Origin of the sequence: Citrobacter sp. RHBSTW-00859 (assembly GCF_013729795.1) — a bacterium.
In the GTDB taxonomy this organism is placed as follows: domain Bacteria; phylum Pseudomonadota; class Gammaproteobacteria; order Enterobacterales; family Enterobacteriaceae; genus Citrobacter; species Citrobacter braakii.
In genome coordinates, this window is the sequence record NZ_CP056284.1 from 1,819,912 (window position 1) to 1,833,984 (window position 14,073).

At 52.1% G+C, this 14,073-nt stretch carries 14 protein-coding genes and 1 riboswitch; of the genes, 8 read left to right on the forward strand and 6 right to left on the reverse strand.

Annotated features, from left to right (window positions below; all coding sequences use genetic code 11):
• Positions 1-260: 260 nt before the first annotated feature.
• Positions 261-764, reverse strand: a complete 504-nt coding sequence (locus HV302_RS08960) for a hypothetical protein (protein WP_008324552.1) — start codon at positions 762-764, stop codon at positions 261-263.
• A gap of 259 nt (positions 765-1,023) precedes the next feature.
• Between HV302_RS08960 and HV302_RS08965 the strand changes: the two genes are divergently transcribed.
• The 6 genes from HV302_RS08965 to HV302_RS08990 all read left to right on the forward strand — a co-directional run bounded on the left by HV302_RS08965 (position 1,024) and on the right by HV302_RS08990 (position 6,823).
• On the forward strand, positions 1,024-1,230 hold the full coding sequence (locus HV302_RS08965) for a hypothetical protein (RefSeq protein ID WP_008324553.1): 207 nt from the start codon (positions 1,024-1,026) through the stop codon (positions 1,228-1,230).
• A gap of 103 nt (positions 1,231-1,333) precedes the next feature.
• Positions 1,334-2,502 (forward strand): IS3-like element IS911 family transposase gene (locus HV302_RS08970; RefSeq protein ID WP_094461488.1). Its coding sequence is split into 2 segments (ribosomal slippage): positions 1,334-1,583 and positions 1,583-2,502, totalling 1,170 coding nucleotides; the frame shifts between segments, so codons are not numbered across the junction.
• A gap of 81 nt (positions 2,503-2,583) precedes the next feature.
• Positions 2,584-4,044 (forward strand): DEAD/DEAH box helicase family protein, encoded by a 1,461-nt coding sequence (locus HV302_RS28220; protein ID WP_048221071.1) that lies wholly within the window; start codon positions 2,584-2,586, stop codon positions 4,042-4,044.
• Positions 4,045-4,321: 277 nt separating this feature from the next.
• A riboswitch (TPP riboswitch) is annotated at positions 4,322-4,418 on the forward strand.
• Positions 4,419-4,449: 31 nt separating this feature from the next.
• A complete protein-coding gene (gene thiM / locus HV302_RS08980; RefSeq protein WP_181627225.1) occupies positions 4,450-5,238 on the forward strand; it encodes a hydroxyethylthiazole kinase in 789 nt (262 codons plus the stop codon).
• Positions 5,235-6,035: a bifunctional hydroxymethylpyrimidine kinase/phosphomethylpyrimidine kinase gene (gene thiD / locus HV302_RS08985; protein WP_181627226.1), complete on the forward strand. Its 801-nt coding sequence runs from the start codon at positions 5,235-5,237 to the stop codon at positions 6,033-6,035. Before thiM ends, thiD begins: the two co-directional genes overlap by 4 nt.
• 41 nt (positions 6,036-6,076) lie before the next feature.
• Positions 6,077-6,823, forward strand: coding sequence for a GntR family transcriptional regulator (locus HV302_RS08990; protein ID WP_101700055.1), 747 nt, complete (start codon positions 6,077-6,079; stop codon positions 6,821-6,823).
• Here HV302_RS08990 and HV302_RS08995 read toward each other — a convergent pair.
• The 3 genes from HV302_RS08995 to HV302_RS09005 are packed head-to-tail and all read right to left on the reverse strand — an operon-like array spanning position 6,797 to position 10,037.
• The gene (locus tag HV302_RS08995) at positions 6,797-7,762 is read right to left on the reverse strand and encodes a PfkB family carbohydrate kinase (RefSeq protein ID WP_181627227.1); all 966 of its coding nucleotides are present in this window, start codon (positions 7,760-7,762) and stop codon (positions 6,797-6,799) included. The two genes, HV302_RS08990 and HV302_RS08995, sit on opposite strands and share 27 nt — an antisense overlap.
• A complete protein-coding gene (locus tag HV302_RS09000; RefSeq protein ID WP_019077202.1) occupies positions 7,759-8,763 on the reverse strand; it encodes an ADP-ribosylglycohydrolase family protein in 1,005 nt (334 codons plus the stop codon). Before HV302_RS09000 ends, HV302_RS08995 begins: the two co-directional genes overlap by 4 nt.
• Complete coding sequence (locus HV302_RS09005) at positions 8,760-10,037, reverse strand: nucleoside permease (protein ID WP_049269027.1); 1,278 nt, start codon at positions 10,035-10,037, stop codon at positions 8,760-8,762. Before HV302_RS09005 ends, HV302_RS09000 begins: the two co-directional genes overlap by 4 nt.
• A 252-nt stretch (positions 10,038-10,289) precedes the next feature.
• On the opposite strand from HV302_RS09005, the gene fbaB reads away from it, so the two are divergent.
• A complete protein-coding gene (fbaB, locus tag HV302_RS09010) occupies positions 10,290-11,342 on the forward strand; it encodes a class I fructose-bisphosphate aldolase (protein WP_016153672.1) in 1,053 nt (350 codons plus the stop codon).
• A gap of 22 nt (positions 11,343-11,364) precedes the next feature.
• On the opposite strand, the gene yegS is transcribed toward fbaB, so the two are convergent.
• Complete coding sequence (gene yegS / locus HV302_RS09015) at positions 11,365-12,264, reverse strand: lipid kinase YegS (RefSeq protein WP_016156953.1); 900 nt, start codon at positions 12,262-12,264, stop codon at positions 11,365-11,367.
• A 205-nt stretch (positions 12,265-12,469) separates the two neighbouring features.
• On the opposite strand from yegS, the gene HV302_RS09020 reads away from it, so the two are divergent.
• Positions 12,470-12,769 carry a hypothetical protein gene (locus HV302_RS09020; protein WP_191212344.1) on the forward strand — a complete coding sequence of 100 codons (300 nt, stop codon included), beginning with the start codon at positions 12,470-12,472 and terminating at the stop codon, positions 12,767-12,769.
• 356 nt (positions 12,770-13,125) lie between these two features.
• On the opposite strand, the gene artJ is transcribed toward HV302_RS09020, so the two are convergent.
• Positions 13,126-13,857 (reverse strand): arginine ABC transporter substrate-binding protein ArtJ, encoded by a 732-nt coding sequence (gene artJ, locus HV302_RS09025; RefSeq protein WP_016153670.1) that lies wholly within the window; start codon positions 13,855-13,857, stop codon positions 13,126-13,128.
• Positions 13,858-14,073 lie beyond the last annotated feature (216 nt).

A 14,073-nucleotide genomic window follows, 5' to 3' on the forward strand; every position in this document is an offset into this window, starting at 1 on the left:
CGTACAACTCGCCCATGCGTTAACTGTGCAAGATACGCTTAAAAAAATGAGTTTATGCAACCACTCCACACCGATAGTGTTCCATTGTAAGCCTTCACTTTTACCGAAGATGCAAATAACTCTAAAGAGACTTTAGACTTTTCTGCACCCTCTGTATCAGGTTACTTGTGCAAATGGCATAGCCATAAGATCGGCTTACTTGCATAATAAGCCGGAAATCTCATTGCTAACATTATCGGAGCTGCCGCCGCGTTAGCGACTTAATGGAGCAGGCGAGCGCCTCTTAACGCATCCATCGTTAGGGTAGTCGGCTGGGCGTAAGTAATGGAGCTACATAATGAAACGATGGTTTCAATGTCCTGGATGGTGATCTGATAGGTTCCAGTGCCGGGGTTGCCAATGTCCCGACAGATTATCCAGCCCGCATTTTCCAGATCGCCAATGACGGTAATCACTCGTTTTTGCGTCATACCGAGGTCACGGGCCGCACAACTTAGGTCGAACATCACACATCCGGCTATCTCGCTCTGTTGGCTTCTGAGGTATGCCCACATCTGTTTATGATCGGTGGTGAAAGTCAGCACCTTGGGGTGTCTGCTGCGTTTCTGTGGATGCGTTACTTCGGTGAAATACGGCACGAGACTATCAAACATCTGTTCGATGGTGTTCGTTACTTGCGTTGGGGTAGTGCTGGAGTGGGTGGTAAATGTCTCTGTGAAGAGTGCTTCAACTTCGGTTGGGGAAAGTCCCTGGTTATCTGTCATATTAATCCTCCTGTATGTTTTGTAGTCAATAAATCCTCATAGTTGAGTTGTTAACGTTCATTTTTTATTTGCTTGTTTTTTTAAAAAGAAGCGTTCAAATAAAGGTTGGCGAAACTAACATTTATTTATGTTAAATGCAATCTCAAATCGTGCTTGTTTTATTAACGTGTTGAAAATGATCATAAAATAGTTGACTTTGCAACCGATTTGATGTACAATGAATAGTAGGTAGTTAACAATCGTAATAATAAGGAGGTACATGTACCAAACGAAAACTGATGTGCTCGAAGCTCTGCGTAGCGGAAAGCTCCTTCCCAAGATTTGCCAGCAATACTCCCACAACAAAAATCTCTCCGACGAACGACGCAAGATGTTCAGGGTGGCCTTGATCAGCTACCGCATTGAGCAGCTTCAAGAGAGTTTACGTAACGAGGAACAACCGAATGAACATCCGATTCACCGATGAAACCCACAAGGCGCTTGTTGAACGTGCCAACTGAAGTGGCACACTGAATTTGGCCACCTGAACAGAGGTGATATGCTCACCTCAGAACAACACAGGTGCTCCAATGAAAAAAAGAAATTTCAGCGCAGAGTTTAAACGCGAATCCGCTCAACTGGTTGTTGACCAGAACTACACGGTGGCAGATGCCGCCAAAGCTATGGATGTTGGCCTTTCCACAATGACAAGATGGGTCAAACAACTGCGTGATGAGCGTCAGGGCAAAACACCAAAAGCCTCTCCGATAACACCAGAACAAATCGAAATACGTGAGCTGAGGAAAAAGCTACAACGCATTGAAATGGAGAATGAAATATTAAAAAAGGCTACCGCGCTCTTGATGTCAGACTCCCTGAACAGTTCTCGATAATCGGGAAACTCAGAGCGCATTATCCTGTGGTCACACTCTGCCATGTGTTCGGGGTTCATCGCAGCAGCTACAGATACTGGAAAAACCGTCCTGAAAAACCAGACGGCAGACGGGCTGTATTACGCAGTCAGGTACTTGAGCTACATGGCATCAGCCACGGTTCGGCCGGAGCAAGAAGCATCGCCACAATGGCAACCCGGAGAGGCTACCAGATGGGACGCTGGCTTGCTGGCAGGCTCATGAAAGAGCTGGGGCTGGTCAGCTGTCAGCAGCCGACTCACCGGTATAAACGTGGTGGTCATGAACATGTTGCTATCCCTAACTACCTTGAACGGCAGTTCGCCGTGACCGAGCCAAATCAGGTGTGGTGCGGTGATGTGACCTATATCTGGACGGGTAAGCGCTGGGCGTACCTCGCCGTTGTTCTCGACCTGTTCGCAAGAAAACCAGTGGGCTGGGCCATGTCGTTCTCGCCGGACAGCAGGCTCACCATGAAAGCGCTGGAAATGGCATGGGAAACCCGTGGTAAGCCCGGCGGGGTGATGTTCCACAGCGATCAGGGCAGTCATTATACGAGCAGGCAGTTCCGGCAGTTATTGTGGCGATACCAGATCAGGCAGAGTATGAGCCGGCGCGGAAATTGCTGGGATAACAGCCCAATGGAACGCTTCTTCAGAAGTCTGAAGAACGAATGGATACCGGTGGTGGGTTACGTAAGCTTCAGCGAGGCAGCTCACGCCATAACGGATTATATCGTTGGATATTACAGCGCACTAAGACCGCACGAATATAACGGTGGGTTACCCCCAAACGAATCGGAAAATCGATACTGGAAAAACTCTAACTCGGTGGCCAGTTTTTGTTGACCACTTCAAACCGTGAAGACAAGTCAGCCGCTGCGCTGGTGAGTGAATTAATAACAGCAGTCCTAAACCGAGAGGAACCGAATGACCGAAAAGAAACCAGTAGTAAACTTCGTTAATGCGATTTGCGGCTCAGGAAAGAGCCACCGTCTGAAAGAGTACATCCTGAGCTTCAAGAACGAAGCTGTCCCAGAAAAGTTCTTAATCGTAGTACCAACCCACGCTTTAGCCGATCAGTTCAAGCAAGATCTGAATCATTTTAGAATCTCAAACCATCACATTTTCGTTGAAGGGGCGACTCTCAACCTGAAAAGTACTTTGGCTGATAGCTTCCAGATAAATGTTGTGATAACAACCCATGAATGTTTCACCAACTACTGCCACCTCGCTACGTTCAATCTTGAGATGCGTTCTCTACTGGCAGAACACAATGTGGTGATTGACGAGATCCCTGATGGCTGGTTTGGAGCAGAAGCAACGATCCGTCATGCTGACAGGACGGCAGAAAACTTCCCATTCCTGGAATGGCTGGAAGAACGAAACGGGCTTCTGTACCTGCGCGAAGAGCACTACGACAATCTGTACAAGTATTACCACGAGAAGCACGCTAACAGTGATAACTTGAAGAAGGTTCTTTACGTGGCGCTCGACGGTTGTGGTGTGATGCACACCGAATGTGATTCGTCATACAGCTTCTTTGCCTACACCTATAATCCGATACTGAAGGCCGCAACATGGGCGAAGAGCTTCACTGTGCTCGGCGCTGGCGTGAATCGCAGTGGGTTTGTCTGGATGGCAGAGAACGTCGCTCAGATGGCGGTTCAGGAAGCGGGTGAACACCTTCAGCCTGATCCCGAGAGACGCAAACATAAAAACGTGCCTATCAAAATCGTTGCTGTCCTCTCAGAAGATATCAAAAGAGCGGGGCAGTCAGAACTCGCTAATATCTTTAACAACCACTTGAGGGAAATACGCCAAATCGTCGGAAAGGATTTTATCTTTGCAACCAACAACGACAAAGCTATCTGCGATTTTAAGACCATTGGACTCACTGAACTTGGTGATCGCATGGGTGGTGTTGACGTTTCAATGTCCAGCTACGGGATAAACAGCTATCAGAGCATTCATTGTGCCGTGTTCCTCGGATGTGCAAATCTGGGCGATAAAGACCGTAAGCGATGGGCAGACTATTGCGAACGTATCGGTTGGGATTTTGAAACGGTGATGGAGAAGAAGCGGCAGGCAATGTATTTTGAACGGTGCTACCAGTTTCTTAGCCGAACATCCATTCGCAACACTGATACCGATCACCCTCTCGTGTTTGTCGTTCCCGACATGGCGGCAGCGGAATACCTCAAAAACCATTACTTCCCTGGCTCAACCATCGAATGCCTTGGAATCAAGAAAGCTGGAAAGCAGCATGAAACGCGTTTGAAGGTTCTGGAATACAAGGCGCAAGGACTAACTCAGAAAAAGGCTGCGGAAGAAATGGCGGTGTCTCTGAGGACGGTAGCAACCTACTGGAACCAGGACACTCGCGTATGATCACCGCGCTTTACTGGTATGTGCTGTTCCTGTTTATCTGGGGTGTAATCCGCACCTTTGAACGACGTAGAAAAACAGAACGCAAAACTGAATCTCGGAATCCATGAGATCTTGGGTTATGTCACAAAGGAGCTTAACGGCTCCTTTTTTTGTTTCTGTGGTGGGGTACAAACTGAGGTACAAGCTGGGGTACAGCGTGAAGAAGCGTTAACCGGAAGGGCGGGCTTGCTTCAGCAAGCAACTTCCCCTAAGCTGGCAAAAAGTATAGAGATTCAATTTTCATGACTCGGGGTGCCCCATCGCTGATGGGCTGAGAAATACCCGTACCACCTGATCTGGATAATGCCAGCGTAGGGAAGTCTGACACTGCTCGTGTCCCTTCTTCGCGCGGGCAGGAGCTGAACCATGCAGCCTGACCTGCACAGCCGCACACTCGCGGCTCACACCTTACACCAATTTAGAACGCTTTCCCCTCTCACACACTGCATGACCAACGAGGTCGTGCAAAGCTTTACGGCCAATACGCTGCTGGCGCTGGGCGCATCACCTGCAATGGTAATCGAGCCCGAGGAAGCCAGTCAGTTCGCGTCTATTGCCAGTGCATTACTGATTAACGTCGGCACCTTAACCCGGGAACGGGCTACGGCGATGCGCGCCGCAGTTGAGCGGGCACAACTTGCTAAAACCCCGTGGTCGCTCGATCCCGTTGCCGTGGGGGCGCTGGAGTTTCGTCGTCGCTTCTGTCTGGATTTGTTGGCGCTACAGCCTGCAGCTATCCGCGGCAACGCTTCGGAAATACTGGCTCTGGCGGGTATGAACGGCGGGGGACGCGGCGTGGATACGACCGATACGGCAGCCGCTGCGCTTCCCGCAGCGCAGGCACTGGCTCGTCAGGTTGGGACCATTGTCGTGGTTACCGGCGAAATTGACTATGTCACCGATGGTCAGCGTACCGTCTGCGTGAACGGGGGTGACCCGTTGATGACGCGCGTGGTGGGCACCGGATGCGCGCTGTCGGCGGTCGTTGCGGCCAGTTGCGCCCTGCACGGTGACCGGCTTGATAACGTCGCCTCCGCCTGTAGCTGGATGAAACAGGCCGGACAAATAGCCACTCAACAATCAACCGGACCGGGCAGTTTTGTCCCGGCATTTATCGACGCCCTCTATAACCTGAACGCGCAGGAGCAACTATGAAACGGATTAACGCATTAACGATTGCCGGAACCGATCCAAGCGGTGGTGCGGGTATTCAGGCCGATTTAAAAACGTTCTCGGCGCTTGGCGCTTACGGCTGCTCGGTTATCACGGCGTTGGTGGCGCAAAATACGCGCGGGGTGCAGTCGGTGTATCGCATTGAACCTGACTTTGTCGCCGCACAGTTGGATTCGGTGTTCAGTGATGTGCGTATCGACACCACTAAAATCGGTATGCTGGCGGAAGCGGATATTGTTGAAGCGGTCGCCGAACGTTTGCGTCGCCATCGGGTGCAAAATGTCGTGCTGGATACCGTGATGCTGGCGAAAAGCGGCGATCCGTTGCTGTCTCCCTCGGCGGTTGAAACGCTGCGTACCCATTTGCTGCCGCAGGTTTCGATTATCACCCCAAATTTACCCGAAGCTGCGGCGCTGCTCGGGGCTCCCCATGCGCAGACTGAGCAGGAGATGTTAGAGCAGGGAAGGGCGCTGCGGGCGCTGGGTTGCGAGGCGGTGTTGATGAAAGGCGGTCATCTGGAGGATGCGCAAAGCCCCGACTGGCTCTTTACCCGTGATGGCGAAAAGCGTTTTACCGCGCCAAGGGTGATGACCAAAAATACCCACGGTACTGGCTGTACGCTATCGGCGGCGCTGGCGGCGCTGCGTCCGCGCCATGACAACTGGGCACAGACAGTGCAGGAAGCTAAGTTGTGGCTTTCAGCGGCATTGGCGCAGGCCGACACCCTGGAAGTCGGTGAGGGAATTGGTCCGGTGCATCATTTCCACGCGTGGTGGTAATGAGTATACTGGCTGCAGAAACGGCTGCAGGAAAAAGATAAATGGAACAAGCGCATACCCAGCTTATCGCGCAACTGAATGAACGTATTTCCGCGGCAGATAACACGCCGCTGTATATGAAATTTGCGCAAACGGTGAAAAACGCTGTGCGCAGCGGGATTCTGGAGCATGGAAACATCCTGCCCGGCGAGCGCGATCTCAGCCAGTTGACCGGCGTTTCGCGAATTACGGTTCGTAAGGCGATGCAGGCTTTGGAAGAAGAAGGCGTCGTGACGCGCGCCCGTGGTTACGGGACGCAGATCAACAACATCTTCGAGTATTCGCTAAAAGAAGCGCGTGGTTTTTCACAGCAGGTGGTGTTGCGCGGTAAAAAACCAGATACGCTGTGGGTTAACAAGCGGATTGTGCCTTGCCCGGAAGAGGTAGCGCAGCAGCTGGCTGTTGCTATGGGGAGTGACGTCTTCTTGCTCAAGCGCATTCGCTACGTAGATGAAGATGCGGTTTCTATTGAAGAGTCATGGGTTCCTGCCCATCTAATTCATGACGTGGATGCCATCGGCGTTTCACTGTATGACTATTTTCGCAGCCAGCATATTTTCCCGCAGCGCACCCGCTCACGTGTCAGTGCCCGAATGCCTGACGCAGAGTTCCAGGCGCACATTCAAATGGACAGCAAAGTGCCGGTGCTGGTGATCAAGCAGGTAGCGCTTGACCAGCAGCAACGGCCCATTGAATACAGCATCAGCTATTGTCGAAGCGATCTATACGTGTTTGTGTGCGAGGAGTAACGCCTCGCGCGTAGGGGCGCAATCGCCGCCGCGATGCCCTACCACCCAGGACGCCACGGCGTTTCCAAGCAGTACAGCGTCAGCCAGCGACCAGCCAGACGCCAGTCCCGCCAGCATGCCGCCAGCGTGGCTGTCACCAGCGCCAATGGTATCAACGACTGCTGTTGCAAATGCCGGTATGCAACCGGAAGTTTGCGTGCTGAAATACCACGCACCGTCTTTATCGTGGCGTATCACCACCGGTGTGGCAAAACGTTGCACCCATTGTGCGCCAAAACCTTCTATATCCTGGCTTAATGCAAACCGCTCGGCGGCAATTTCCGCCTCCTGCCGATTGAGCGATACCAGTGGACGGCAGGCCATAATTCTTGCCAGTAAGGGCTCGGGAATGTCGCCGATGCGTGGGCCAAAATCGATAAACGGCGTCACTTCCTCCAGCCCTTCCAGCCAATGCACCAGCAACTCACCACACGGAGAGGCTAACTGATAGCCCGAGAGATAAACCAGGCTGTGACGTGGGATCTCCAGCTGTGCCAGCCAGTCAGCGTTCCACTGATTTTCGACGCCACTAAAGGACATAAAGGTACGTTCGCCATCCGGCTCGACCAGAGCCAGACACCAGCCGTTATCGCCTGCGGCGTTATCGATCAGGCTGTGCAGTCCCTCTTTTGCCATCCGGTTGCGGATAATATCGGCCCACACCCCCTGACCCAGCGGTAAAGCATTACTGGCGTCGATACCTAACCGCTTGAGTGCTACGGCAATATTGAGCGCACAGCCGCCAACGTTTACCCCTTGCTGTTTGAGTTCAATGTCACATCCGCGCCAGGGAAGGGCATACGCATCGGCAATGACATCAATCACCGCCGCACCCACCACCGTAACGGGTCGCTGTGTGCGTAACTGCGGGAGAAGTTGTTGCAGACGCGTGGTGCTCATAGTGCCTCCCGCTGCTCGCGCAGTCGCATCAATCCACTGGCGTAGCGGATAAAGTCCAACTGATTTACCGCATCGAGCTCATGTTTCAATGCCGGATTAATCGCACTTACGCCGTGGAGCGCGCCACAAATGGCAGTTGCCATCGCCCCGATGGTGTCGGTATCGCCCCCGAGGTTCGCGCACAGAATGGCGCAGCGGTTAGGATCGGTCTGCGCCAGCTCAACCATAGCGATGGCGCAAGGCACGGATTCAATGGTACTGGTTCCGGCCCCTACAACCTGATACAACTGCTCGCAGGCAGACTCAATGCCGTCAGCGTTACGGACAATTTTCAGCGCCAGTTCAAGGCGTGCAGAGAGCGATGCGCTAAAGGTAGTGATCCTTTTTTGCTGCGCATGCCGGGCAATGGCTGGCAGCGCGTCGACAATCTCTGACCATTTTCCGCCGTCGATAGCGCGTGATACCGCCCATGCGACCACCACTGCGCCAGCGATAGCCAAATCCGATTTATGCGTCGGGCTGGAGGCTAATGCCACATCATCGATAAAGGCATCGAGATCGCGCGCGGGGAGCAGACATCCCAGCGGTGAAACGCGCATTGCCGCTCCGTTGGTAACGCCGTTATTTTCCAGTTCGGCGACAGGTTTGCCGTCGCGAATGGCTTTTAGGGCAATTTTTGAGGTCGGGCCGAGCACGTTTTTATTAAAAGCATCAAAACGTTCGGCCCAGGCCAGAATATTGCGGCCAATAACGTCGGGTACAATCTCTCCGTCGCACTCAAGCAGGGCATCAGCCAGACACAGCGCCATGGAGGTGTCATCAGTGAACTCCGCCTGGTTAAAATAGCAGGCGGCATTATTCTCCGCAGGGCCGGGTAAAAAACGGTCGATCCAACCGAAATGGGCTTTAACCCGGGTTCTTGGCCACAGTTCCGACGGCATACCCATCGCATCCCCTAACGCCTGCCCATAAAGAGCACCGAGAATACGTTCTGCTTTCATTTTACTTCCCCTTGTTTCAACGCTACATCGCGATCGTCCACCTTAATGGCGGTGATTTCTTTATCTGACTCGCGAAAGAAAATCATAAACATTACGGCAATGACGGCGATCATGACCGCGCCAAATCCCCACATGCCAGCCCAGTTAAAGGTAAGGCCATTCACCGGTTCCTGATAAGCAAACATTTTTTCCATCATCACGCCGCCCAGACGATAACCGAGCAGGCTACCGAATCCCTGACAGCAGAGGGTGATAAGCCCTTGCGCCGCGGTGCGCATATGTACGGGCGCTTTTTTATCGACATAAATGTAGGCTGTGACGTAGTAGAAGTCGTAACTGACGCCGTGCAGCAGAATGCCGAGAAACAGCAGAGCGTAAGTGAAATATTCTTCCGCGCCGCCGTAAACGAAAAATCCGTAGCGGATAGCTGCAGTAATAAGACCAAGCAGCAATACCTTTTTAATGCCAAAGCGTTTGGTGAAAAACGGTAGCGCTAGCATAAAGAAGATTTCAGAGAACTGGCCCAGCGTCATCCAGCCGGTGGCGTTTTTCATCCCGACTTCTGTCAGATAACCGTTGGCGAAGATGTAATAGAACGCCAGCGGCATCGCGAACAGAAAAGAGCAAAAGAAAAAGACGAGGAAGTTCTTATCCCGCAGCAGGATCAGCGCATCCAGACCCAGCATGACCTTGAAATCCATTTTGCCGGTACTTTTCGGCGGTGTATCCGGTAAAAAGAACGCAAAGACGCCCAACAGAGCCGAGCTTCCGGCAGTGATTAGCAGAGGAATATTGGTAGGGGAGATGTCACTATAGCCAAGCATTTGCGGTAAGAAACCGCAGGCCAAACCAGAGGCGATCCAGCCAATGGTCCCCATCACACGGATGCGCGGGAAATCACGCTCAACGTCACTGACGTTGGCAAAAGCGATACTGTTGGTCAGCGCAATCGTCGGCATATAGGTCAACGAATAGGCCAGTAACAGCGGGAAAAATCCGCTGAAGGTGGTTTGCTGGGCGGCGAAGTACATTAAAATAGCGCCGACGAACATCAGCACCGCCAGCACTTTTTGCGCGGAGAAAAAACGGTCAGTGACAGAACCGACCAGGATGGGCGACAGGATCGCGGCAATTGCGGTACAGGCGTAGGACCAGCCGATCTCCCCGGCGCTAAAGCCACTTTTACTCAGCCACAGCCACAGCGGTACAAACCAGGCGCCCCAGATAAACCACTCTATAAACATCATGAACGACAGCTTAACTGTAGTTTTCATCTTTAAATCCTTCATGACAGGTAAGGTACGCACTGATAGTACCATTCGATAATACCTTTAAAATACCTTTGAGGTCTAAATTTGACCGCCTTAACATTATTTCTTCCTGAATCGAGCCAGCAGAAGTTGCTGAAAAGTGCGCTAAAGATGGAAAAAAAACGCAGTCGGTACCAGGCTTATTGCTGCCCGCAACAAAGCGGGTCAGGACAATCCACATTCCGGTTTCAAATCGGAACTTACGGGAGCATAGCTATGACTGATATTGCGCAGTTGCTTGGCAAAGATGCCGACAACCTTTTACAGCATCGTTGTATGACCATTCCTTCTGACCAACTTTACCTGCCTGGACATGATTACGTCGATCGCGTGATGGTGGATAACAACCGTCCGCCAGCGGTGCTGCGTAATATGCAAACGCTGTATAACACGGGCCGACTGGCCGGGACAGGTTATCTGTCGATTCTACCGGTGGATCAGGGCGTGGAACACTCCGCGGGGGCATCGTTCGCGGCTAACCCGCTGTACTTTGATCCGAAGAATATTGTGGAACTGGCTATCGAAGCAGGGTGTAACTGCGTGGCATCGACCTATGGCGTGCTGGCTTCCGTCTCCCGTCGCTACGCGCACCGCATTCCGTTTCTTGTAAAAATTAACCACAACGAAACGCTGAGCTACCCCAATACGTTTGATCAGACGCTGTATGCCAGCGTAGAACAGGCATTCAATATGGGTGCGGTTGCGGTAGGGGCAACCATTTATTTCGGTTCAGAGGAGTCCCGTCGCCAGATTGAAGAGATTTCTGCGGCGTTCGAGCGTGCTCATGAACTGGGGATGGTCACCGTGCTGTGGGCGTATCTGCGTAACTCCGCGTTTAAAAAAGATGGCGTGGATTACCATGTTTCCGCCGATCTCACCGGGCAGGCTAACCATCTGGCAGCCACTATCGGGGCGGATATCGTTAAGCAGAAAATGGCGGAAAATAACGGCGGGTATAAAGCAGTCAACTTTGGCTACACCGACGATCGCGTTTACAGCAAGCTGACCAGCGACAACCCAATCGATCTGGTGCGTTATCAGCTGGCGAACTGCTATATGGGGCGCGCCGGATTAATTAACTCTGGCGGTGCGGCTGGCGGCGAAACCGATCTGAGCGATGCGGTACGTACGGCAGTGATTAACAAACGTGCTGGCGGCATGGGGCTGATTCTTGGACGAAAAGCATTCAAGAAAACCATGGCTGACGGCGTTAAGCTGATTAACGCCGTGCAGGATGTTTATCTGGACAGCAAAGTCACCATTGCCTGATTCCAGTTGGGGTGTCGTCGTGTTAACGCAGTAGCGGACAACCCGGCGGCAGTCTGCAACGTAGCGCTGCGGGCAGGATTTCAATATGAAATTCTTGTCCGCTAAGCGGTTCGCCATCGAGATTAAACGTAATTTCATGCGGGGCGCGGATATCAAACCACGATGATGCGCCTTCGATGATGTTAGGGTTGTCTTCGGATTGCGTTAACGCCGAAAGTAGCCCTGGCAGCAGCTCTTCGCCGGTAAAAATACGCAGTTGCAGCAGACCATCGTTGATCAGCGCTGTCGGGCAAAGCTGTTGCCCACCACCGGCCTGACGACCATTACCGATACCAATGACCAGCGCCTTACCCTGCCAGTGAAAATCTTCCCCACGAATGTCGCAGATGTCGGGTTTGAGCGTATCCATGCGCATTAATCCGTGAATAAAGTACGATACGCCACCTAATGCGGCCTTGAGTTTTTCTGGCGTCTCGGTGGTGATGCGTGTGCCGAAGCCGCCGGTCGCCATATTGATAAAACAGGTTTTATCATTGACCTGAACCATATCGATATCAGTCGCATTTCCGGCGATAGCCAGTTTTAACGCCTTATCAAGGGCGTCGGGTATGCCTACGCTGGTTGCAAAATCATTCGCCGTTCCCAACGGTAAAATACCGAGCGCCGGGATATTGCCGCCCTGCGACTGGATCAGCGCCGTCGAGACTTCGTTAATTGTGCCGTCGCCGCCGCCGGCAATCACCGTTGCAACGCCTAACTGGCGAGCTTCATCAACGTAGCGTTGGGCGTCGCCTTTTTCCCAGGTAACGCGAACATGGATTTCCACGCCTTCATCGCGTAGCTCTGCAATGACATCACGCAGGGGGAGATTATCAGCACTTTTTCCGTTGAGGATCAGTAAACTGGCAGGGAACGCTATCATCCGTTTGCCTCACTTTTTTTCGTTTTAACAAGTGTACGCCAGGAATGGGTTTATGGCGTAAGAACTGACTGAAAGCGAAGGCGAAGATATAAAAAAAGCCGCAGGATGCGCAATACTGTTCAGTTAAGCATTATGGAGAACATGTGATTCTTGCTCAGGGTTCCGTTCACCTCGGCGGTAGCAATTCTCTGAAGCGCAGATACCCGTGAACGTGCAAGGGAGGCTCACCGCCGCCTCCCTTGCAACCCAGGCTCCCGGCGGGAAAATCGTCGCTACGCGATTCATTCGTCTTATGCCGTCTGCCTGTCGGGTCGGGGCCGGGCCTGCGTTCCTGCAGGCCGTCCCCTCTGCCCGCATCCCTGCGGGCAGACCCGGTCAGCCGTCAACGCCTCATCGATTTTCAGCCGGACCGGGGTCATCGCTGCAACGCACTGACTTCCAGTTAAATCTGTTTTGCTGTTCAGATAAAAAACGCAGGGGGTCAGGTGTGGGCTGGTCCGGCTGAAAATTGCCGACGTGTTTCCGTAAGGCCGGGAGAACCCGCAGGGATGCGGGTTCAGGGCGCGTTTTGCAGGGACGCTGCCTCGCGTCCGGCCCGGTAGCCTGGAGGAATAAACGGAGGGGACCACGAAGTGGCAATTTTCCCGCCGGGAGCCGGGATTGTAAAGGGCGTGGCGGAGAACGCCCTTTACACGTTCACAGGAATCGGTGTTTCAGAGAAACGATGCACATGAGGTGAACGGAACCCTTACCGTGAGATAGCATATCCATAACTTCTACCAACACAGGTGATGCTTTCTGAAACTGAGGCGTTAACTGAACCGCATTACGCAGAATGCGGCTTTTCAGATTGGGTGGACGTTACTGTGGGAACCACTGATCGCTGATTTTTTGGTACGTGCCGTCAGCTTTGATTGCGGCCAGCGCGCTATTCAGTTTTTCCAGCAGGGCTTTGTTATCCGGGCGAACCGCAATGCCAAGACCAGTACCGAAGTATTGTGGGTCGGTCACTTTGTCAGTGGCTACACCTAACTGCGGGTTGGTTTTCAGCCACTCGTTAACCACGGCGGTATCGCCAAATACGCCATCAATACGACCATTTTTCAGGTCGATAATCGCATTCTGATAGCTGTCGTAGGCCACGGTTTTCACTTCAGGGTGTTTGTCCTGCAGGTATTTCTGGTGCGTGGTGCCGTTTTCCATGCCAATGCGTTTCCCTTTCAGGTCGGCAAAGGTTTTATAGGTGTCTTTTTTCGCAATCACCAGCGCGGAGTTTGCATAGTAAGGCTGAGTAAATGCCACCTGCTTGCTACGCTCAGGCGTGATGTCCATTCCGGAAATCACCGCATCATATTTTTTGAATTTCAGCGCGGGAATCAAGCTATCAAAAGCATGATTGGTGAAAGTACAGTCAGCCTGCATTTGTTTGCACAGTGCCGTTGCCAGGTCGATGTCAAAACCGACAATTTTATTGCTTGCATCCAGTGACTCAAATGGCGGATAAGTCGCTGATACACCGAAACTAATTTTATCAGCAGCTGAGGCGCCTGCGGCGAAAGTAGCAAGTAATGCGGCCAGTACTAACTTTTTCATGGTGGAACTCCCGTCTGTCAATCTTATGATTATTTACCGTGTCTGCGGCGTGAATTAACAATGCCATTTAATGAATTTATATGCAATAAAAATGATTAACTATTTTTATGGATATAAAAAAAGACGGACAATTTAGGTTGTTGTCCGTCTTTTTTATTTTGGCTTTATGCATATTCACTGGAGAGTGTACAACGGAAGATGAATCGTAGCCTGATA